Raw genomic sequence first — 7589 nt, forward strand, 5'->3', positions numbered from 1 at the left:
TGCTTGTGTTCCCAATCATGCCGTGCGGCGCAGTATCAGCAGATGGCGTTGGCCTTGGCAACCCGGAACGGTCAAGGCCTGCTCGCTATCCACTCTGAAATCTGCCGGCAATGCTACCAGCTCATCGGCAGGATGCAGCCCTTTCATTGCCAGCCACTGCGTCTGGGCGTCGCCGAGGTGGCGCGTCCAGTTGGTGAAGTTCTCCATGCTGCTGAAAGCACGGGAAACAATTCCGGTGAAAGGCAGCTCCGGTTGGAACTCCTCGACCCGCTTGTGGATAACTGTGAGGTTATCCAGTTTGAGCTCCAGCTTTACCTGGGTCAGGAAGCGGGTTTTCTTGCCGTTGCTGTCGAGCACCGTGACTTGCTTGTGCGGATGCAGGATAGCCAATGGAATGCCCGGCATGCCACCGCCGCTGCCGACATCCAGCCAGCGCTCGCTGTGGATAAACGGCATGACGCTGAGGCTGTCGAGCAGATGGCGGGACACCATTTCATCCGGATTGCGCACGGCGGTCAGGTTGTAGGCCTTGTTCCACTTGATCAGCAAGGCCAGGTAGGCCAGCAGTTGTGCGTGCTGGGCCTCGCTCAGCTCGACACCGAGCTGGCGGGCGCCTGTGGACAACTCTTCGGCGTGTTGAGGGGTGACCTGAGAACTCAAGCGCTTTGCTCCAACTCGCGGCCTGCGCCGCGTTTTTTCAGATGAATCAGCAACAGGGAAATCGCCGCCGGGGTCACGCCGGGGATACGCGAAGCCTGGCCCAGGGTCTCGGGCCGGGTCTGGCCGAGCTTGCCCTGGATTTCCTTGGACAACCCGGAAATACCGCTGTAGTCGATATCGTCGGGCAGGCGGGTGTCTTCGCTGGCGCGCAGCCGGGCGATTTCTTCCTGTTGCCGGTCGATGTAGCCGGCGTATTTGGTTTTGATCTCGACCTGTTCGGCCACTTGTGGGTCGATATCCGAGCCGCCGGTGACTTCCATCAGCCCGGCGTAATCGATTTCCGGACGGGTCAGCAGGTTGAGCAGGTTGTATTCATGGCTCAACGGCGTGCCGAATTTTTCGGCAATGGCCTGGCCTTGCGCGGTGTCTGGGCGTACCCAGGTGGACTTCAGGCGCTGCTCTTCCAGGGCAATGCCTTCGCGCTTGGCGCTGAATGCGGCCCAGCGCGCGTCATCCACCAAGCCCAGCTCGCGGCCTTTTTCGGTCAGGCGCAGGTCGGCGTTGTCTTCGCGCAGGATCAGCCGGTACTCGGCCCGCGAAGTGAACATACGGTAGGGCTCCTGGGTACCCAGGGTAATCAGGTCGTCGACCAGCACACCGATATACGCCTCGTCGCGACGCGGGCACCAGCTTTCACGGCCCTGGGCGCGCAACGCGGCGTTGGTCCCGGCAAGCAAACCCTGGGCGCCGGCTTCTTCGTAACCGGTGGTGCCGTTGATCTGGCCAGCAAAGAACAGGCCGCCGATGACCTTGGTTTCCAGGCTGTACTTGAGATCACGCGGATCGAAGTAGTCGTACTCGATGGCATAGCCCGGGCGCACGATGTGGGCGTTTTCCATGCCGCGGATCGAACGCACGATCTGCAACTGCACATCGAACGGCAAGGATGTGGATATCCCGTTCGGGTACAGCTCGTGGGTGTTCAGGCCTTCCGGCTCGATGAACACCTGGTGGCTTTCCTTGTCGGCAAAGCGGTGGATCTTGTCTTCGATCGACGGGCAATAGCGCGGGCCGATGCCTTCGATGACGCCGGAGTACATCGGCGAACGATCGAGGTTCGAGGCAATGATTTCGTGGGTACGGGCGTTGGTATGGGTAATCCAGCAGCTGACCTGACGCGGGTGCTGTTCCTTGGAGCCCATGAACGACATCACCGGAATCGGCGTATCCCCCGGTTGCTCGGTCATGACCGAGAAATCCACCGAGCGACCATCGATGCGTGGCGGCGTGCCGGTTTTCAGCCGGCCAACACGCAGCGGCAGTTCCCGCAGGCGGCGCGCCAGGGCAATCGATGGCGGATCGCCGGCACGGCCACCGGAGTAATTCTGCAAACCGATGTGGATAAGTCCGCCGAGGAAGGTGCCGGTGGTCAATACCACGGAGTCGGCGAGAAAACGCAGACCCATTTGTGTCACCACGCCGCGTACCTGGTCCTGCTCGACGATCAGGTCGTCGCACGACTGCTGGAATATCCACAGGTTGGGCTGGTTCTCGAGAATCTCGCGCACCACCGATTTGTAGATGGCGCGGTCGGCCTGGGCGCGAGTAGCGCGCACGGCCGGGCCTTTGCGGTTGTTCAACACACGGAACTGGATACCGCTCTTGTCAGTGGCCAGTGCCATGGCACCGCCGAGCGCATCGATTTCCTTGACCAGGTGGCTCTTGCCGATGCCACCGATGGCCGGGTTGCAACTCATATGACCGAGGGTTTCCACGTTGTGGGTCAGCAGCAGGGTTTTTACACCCATGCGTGCAGACGCAAGCGCAGCCTCGGTACCGGCATGGCCGCCGCCGATGACGATCACTTCAAAACGGGAAGGGAAATCCACCACGCACCTCGTGCCTGTTTCGGGAATAGATAGGGATAACGCACAAGTATAGGGACTTACCCCCCTCTAAAGGAACCTTTTGCACAAAATTTAACCAGGCTGTGGATGAATGGCGTGCAATAGAAATTAAAAGAGAGAAATTTATTAAAGCTTTGTTTTTATGTTTATTCTTAGTCAGCCACCTTTCTGTGGATAAGCTTCTACAGGCCTTTATTTACCTTATGTACAGAGATTCAAAACCCTGTGGTCTACCGGGCATGAGCGTTCTGGATAAGCGCTTTAAGCCTGTGGATGAAATGGCCAGTTACCCACAAGCGCAGTTATCTCCAGCTTTGAAGGCCAGTTATCAACGGAGCTGAAGGTGGGTTTTCCACAGGGCTTATTTCAGAGAATTGTGGATAGACACGCAGGAGTGAGTACAGCACGAGCACTGTGGCTGTACTGACCAGGAGAGAGGATTGGTGAAAATTTGATGCTGCAGCCGGGTCCGTTGCAGACCCGGCTGTGGATAACGACCTTTACTTGCCGATGCAGAAGCTGGAGAAGATTCGCCCGAGCAAGTCATCGGAGCTGAAAGCCCCGGTAATTTCACCCAGGGCCTGTTGTGCCTGGCGTAGATCCTCTGCCAGCAGCTCCCCCGCACCGGCCAGGGTCAGCTGCGCACGACCGTGCTCCAGGTGCGCGCTAGCCTGGCGCAATGCCTCCAGATGGCGCCTGCGGGCGCTGAAGCTGCTTTCGGCAGTCTGTTCATAACCCATGCAGGCCTTCAGGTGCTCGCGCAGCAGCTCCAGGCCCATGTCGCTGTCCTTGGCACTGAGGGTAATGGTGACGTGGCCATCTTCGCTCTGCTCCATGGCAATGGCTTCGCCGCTCAGGTCAGCCTTGTTGCGAATCAGCGTGACCTTGGCCGGATCCGGACGCAGATCGAGGAATTCCGGCCACAGGGCAAACGGATCACTGGCTTCCGGCGCTGTGGAATCCACCACCAGCAACACCCGGTCGGCTTCGTTGATGGCCTTGAGGGCGCGCTGCACACCGATCTTTTCCACATGATCGTCGGTGTCGCGCAACCCGGCGGTGTCGACCACATGCAGCGGCATACCGTCGATGTGGATATGTTCGCGCAGGATGTCCCGGGTGGTACCGGCGATATCGGTGACAATCGCTGCCTCGCGACCCGCCAGTACGTTAAGCAGGCTCGACTTGCCGGCATTCGGCCGGCCGGCAATCACCACTGTCATGCCGTCACGCAGCAAGGCGCCCTGCCCGGCTTCACGCTGCACTGTGGATAAATTATTGCGCACGTCATCGAGCATGCTCAGCACATGACCGTCGGCGAGAAAGTCGATTTCTTCCTCGGGGAAGTCGATCGCAGCTTCCACGTAGATGCGCAGGCTGATCAATTTCTCCGTGAGGTTATCCACACGACGGGAAAATTCGCCCTGCAGCGAGCGCAAGGCATTACGCGCCGCCTGTGCAGAACTGGCTTCGATCAGGTCGGCGATTGCCTCGGCCTGGGCCAGGTCGAGTTTGTCATTGAGGAACGCACGCTCGCTGAATTCACCCGGGCGCGCCAGGCGGCAACCCAGTTGTACACAGCGCTGCAGGAGCATATCGAGCACCACCGGGCCGCCGTGGCCCTGCAGCTCCAGCACGTCTTCACCGGTGAAAGAGTTGGGCCCGGGGAAAAACAGCGCGATGCCTTCATCCAGCACCAGGCCATCTTCCGCGCGGAACGGGCCGTAATGGGCGTGCCGTGGTGTTAGCGGTTTTCCACAGATGGCCAGCCCGGCTTGTTTGGCCAGAGGCCCGGATAGCCGCACGATCCCCACACCCCCACGTCCCTGGGCGGTAGCGATGGCGGCAATGGTTTCACGCACAGTGTTCATGCTCGAAGGCCTCACGACAAAAACGACAGATAGCAAAACGCCCCACGAGGGGGCGTTTATCCACAGGTTAGCTGGCTAACCCGTCAAGCAGCGGCTTTCTTGGTAGCCTTTTCGATGCTGCGGGTGATGTACCACTGCTGTGCGATCGACAGGCAGTTGTTCACAACCCAGTACAGCACCAGACCTGCAGGGAACCACAGGAAGAAGAAGGTGAAGATGATTGGCATCAGCTTCATCACCTTGGCCTGCATCGGATCCGGCGGAGTAGGGTTCAGCTGCTGCTGGATGAACATGGTCGCGCCCATGATGATCGGCAGGATGAAGAACGGATCCTTGATCGACAGGTCAGTGATCCAGAACATCCACGGCGCCTGACGCATCTCGACGCTTTCCAGCAGAACCCAGTACAGCGAGAGGAAGACCGGCATCTGCACCAGGATCGGCAGGCAGCCGCCCAGCGGGTTGATCTTCTCTTTCTTGTACAGCTCCATCATGGCTTGCGACATTTTCTGCCGGTCATCGCCATGCTGCTCTTTGAGGATTGCCAGTTTCGGCGCAACGGCACGCATGCGCGCCATCGAACGGTAGCTGGCAGCCGACAGCGGGAAGAACAGACCTTTGATCAGCATGGTCAGGACGATGATCGACCAGCCCCAGTTGCCGAGCAGGCTGTGGATATGTTGCAGCAGCCAGAAGATTGGCTGGGCAATGAACCACAGGATGCCGTAGTCGACGGTCAGTTCCAGACCTGGGGACAACTCTTTGAGCTTCTCCTGGATCTTGGGACCGGCGTACAGCATGGTGCTGGTTTCGCCTTTGCCACCAGCGGCAACGTTCAGTGCCGGGCCGGTGAAACCGATGATGTAGTTGCCCTGGCTGTCTTTACGGGTCTGAACGATGTTGTTGTCAGACTTGTTTGGAATCCAGGCAGTTACAAAGTAGTGCTGCAGCCAGGCAACCCAGCCGCCGGTAACATTTTCTTTCAGATTTCCCTTGTCGATGTCTTTCATCGACACCTTTTTGTAGGGCTCTGAACTTGTCCACAGGGCCGCACCGAGATAAGTCGCGGTACCGGTTGCGGTGCTCGAGGAAGGATCCGAGCTCGCGTCGCGCTTGAGTTGCGCGAACAGGTTACCGGTCCAGGGCTGGGCGCTCTGGTTGTCGATCAGGTAGGTGACGGTCAGGTCGTACTCACCGCGCTTGAAGCTGAAGCGCTTGATGTAGTTGACGCCGGCATCGCTGAACTTCAGGTCGACGACCAGTTGGTCCTGACCATCGGCCAGTTGGAAACTTTTCTGATCAGCGGCATACAGCGGACGGCCGGACGAACGCGCATCCGGGCCGTTGGCGCCAGTCAGACCGCTCTGTGCCAGGTAAGTACGCTCGCCACCGTTGTCGAACAACTGGAACGGAATGTCCGGATGATCCTGGCGGCGTGGGTATTTCGGCAGCGTCAGCTGGGCGATATCACCACCGTTTGGATCGATAGCCAGATCGAGGACATCAGTCTTGACCCGAATCAGGTCCTTGCTGACCACTACCGGGGCAAGTTCTGCTGGGCTGGATTCAGCGTTGGCGCTCGGTACATCGGCGCTGGCGCCAGTGTTACCGGCCTGCGCGGTGTCCGGCAGGGCCGGGGCAACGTTGCTGGCAGCAGTATTCTGAGTCGGCAGGGCAGCCTGGCCATAGTCCTGGTTCCAGTTAAGGACCATGACGTAGGACACGATTGCCAGGGCGACGATCAGGATCGTGCGTTTAATATCCATGATTACTCGGCTATCGAAGAAGTACGGGAAGAGGAGGCAGGTGGAACCGGGTCAAAACCACCGGCATTCCACGGATGACAACGCCCCAGGCGACGAACGGTAAGCCACCCGCCGCGTAAAAGGCCATGTGTTTCGATGGCTTCGTACGCATAGCAGGAGCAACTGGGGTAGAAACGACAGTGACTGGCCATCAGTGGACTAATGGCATAGCGGTAAAACTGGATCGGAACGAGCGCCAGTTTACGCATCTTGACTGTCTACCCCCACAGAGTCGGTGTTAACCACTGGAGCGGGCCGACTGCGTGCAAGGCGCTTCCAGAGCTTGCCAAAATGTTGGTGCAATTCTGGGTTTTCAATCTCGCCCAACCCTTTGCGCGCGACGATCACGATATCCCAACCAACAAGCGAATGCTGGTTCAGGCGAAACGAATCGCGCATCAGGCGTTTCAGGCGATTGCGTTGAACGGAGAGCTTGACGCTCTTTTTCCCGATCACAAGCCCCAGGCGGGGATGATCAAGACCGTTCTCGCGAGCAAGGATCAGCAGGCATTTCCCTGGAACCTTGCCGGTTGGGGAGTCGAAGACCGCTTTGAAGTGTCGGGGAACAAGCAGACGCTTTTCCCGACTGAAGTCCTGACTCACCACCAGTGCCGAAAAATCAAACTGCCAGGCGCTTACGGCCTTTGGCACGGCGACGCGACAGAACGGCACGACCGTTCTTGGTGGCCATACGGGCACGGAAACCGTGAGTGCGAGCGCGCTTGATGGTGCTTGGTTGGAAAGTACGTTTCATGGCGTGTTACCTGGTTCGTCGACAACGGGCCGGAATGGCCCCCGTTTTAAGAGACCGGCGATTCTAGAGAAAGCAGGGCCGTAGGTCAATTTCCAACCAGCTTTTCCTTATGGACGGAAAATCGGCTTCGTTCCAGGCACCGCTCGGGGTGTGCTGACAGGTTGCGAGTAACGGATCACTTAAACATAGAAAAAAAGAGAGGACTTATTTAAAGCTTTTTAGTGAATCTTATAAAGCTTATGTGGAAGATTTCTGTGGATAACACGCTACAGCCCTTTAAATATCGTATGTACAGAGAAAAGAAACTCTGTCGAGAAGAGGTGCTCTGACTGTGCTGTAGCCTCGGAAAAGCTGTGGATCAAATGGCCTGTTATCCACAGGCGGGTTATCCACCGATTTCGACCCCCAGTTGTGCAAAGACCTCAGGGTCGGTTATCCACAGGGCTTATTCACAAGCTCAAAACGACATTTTGGTCACTAAACTGCTGATTTATCGCCATCCTCAACGCAGCTGCATGTGGATAACTGCGCTGGCGCTCGGTACAATGGGCGCTTGTTTTTGCCTCACCGGCTTTCAACTCAGGGGATATCC

The 7589-nt window shown here is 58.1% G+C and carries 8 protein-coding genes; 1 reads left to right on the forward strand and 7 read right to left on the reverse strand.

Features of this window, described 5'->3' with window-relative positions:
• Positions 1-15 precede the first annotated feature (15 nt).
• Together rsmG and mnmG are read right to left on the reverse strand one after the other, a co-directional pair.
• Positions 16-660: a 16S rRNA (guanine(527)-N(7))-methyltransferase RsmG gene (rsmG, locus tag LOY34_RS27325; RefSeq protein ID WP_045199399.1), complete on the reverse strand. Its 645-nt coding sequence runs from the start codon at positions 658-660 to the stop codon at positions 16-18.
• Entirely contained in the window at positions 657-2549 is a 1893-nt protein-coding gene (mnmG, locus tag LOY34_RS27330) for a tRNA uridine-5-carboxymethylaminomethyl(34) synthesis enzyme MnmG (RefSeq protein WP_045199648.1), read from the reverse strand. Before mnmG ends, rsmG begins: the two co-directional genes overlap by 4 nt.
• 101 nt (positions 2550-2650) lie before the next feature.
• Between mnmG and LOY34_RS27335 the strand changes: the two genes are divergently transcribed.
• On the forward strand, positions 2651-2908 hold the full coding sequence (locus LOY34_RS27335; protein ID WP_258664132.1) for a hypothetical protein: 258 nt from the start codon (positions 2651-2653) through the stop codon (positions 2906-2908).
• A 159-nt stretch (positions 2909-3067) separates the two neighbouring features.
• Here LOY34_RS27335 and mnmE read toward each other — a convergent pair whose 3' ends face one another.
• From mnmE to rpmH, 5 genes are all read right to left on the reverse strand, one after another.
• On the reverse strand, positions 3068-4438 hold the full coding sequence (gene mnmE, locus LOY34_RS27340; RefSeq protein WP_195885354.1) for a tRNA uridine-5-carboxymethylaminomethyl(34) synthesis GTPase MnmE: 1371 nt from the start codon (positions 4436-4438) through the stop codon (positions 3068-3070).
• Between the two features lie 83 nt (positions 4439-4521).
• Entirely contained in the window at positions 4522-6204 is a 1683-nt protein-coding gene (yidC, locus tag LOY34_RS27345; RefSeq protein ID WP_045199395.1) for a membrane protein insertase YidC, read from the reverse strand.
• 2 nt (positions 6205-6206) lie between these two features.
• Positions 6207-6452, reverse strand: coding sequence for a membrane protein insertion efficiency factor YidD (yidD, locus tag LOY34_RS27350; RefSeq protein ID WP_080764817.1), 246 nt, complete (start codon positions 6450-6452; stop codon positions 6207-6209).
• A complete protein-coding gene (gene rnpA, locus LOY34_RS27355) occupies positions 6445-6849 on the reverse strand; it encodes a ribonuclease P protein component (RefSeq protein WP_213604342.1) in 405 nt (134 codons plus the stop codon). The genes yidD and rnpA overlap by 8 nt, the downstream gene beginning before the upstream one ends.
• Before the next feature lie 13 nt (positions 6850-6862).
• A complete protein-coding gene (rpmH, locus tag LOY34_RS27360) occupies positions 6863-6997 on the reverse strand; it encodes a 50S ribosomal protein L34 (RefSeq protein WP_002551315.1) in 135 nt (44 codons plus the stop codon).
• Positions 6998-7589: the final 592 nt, after the last annotated feature.

This window comes from Pseudomonas sp. B21-009 (assembly GCF_024749345.1).
In the GTDB taxonomy this organism is placed as follows: Bacteria; Pseudomonadota; Gammaproteobacteria; order Pseudomonadales; family Pseudomonadaceae; genus Aquipseudomonas.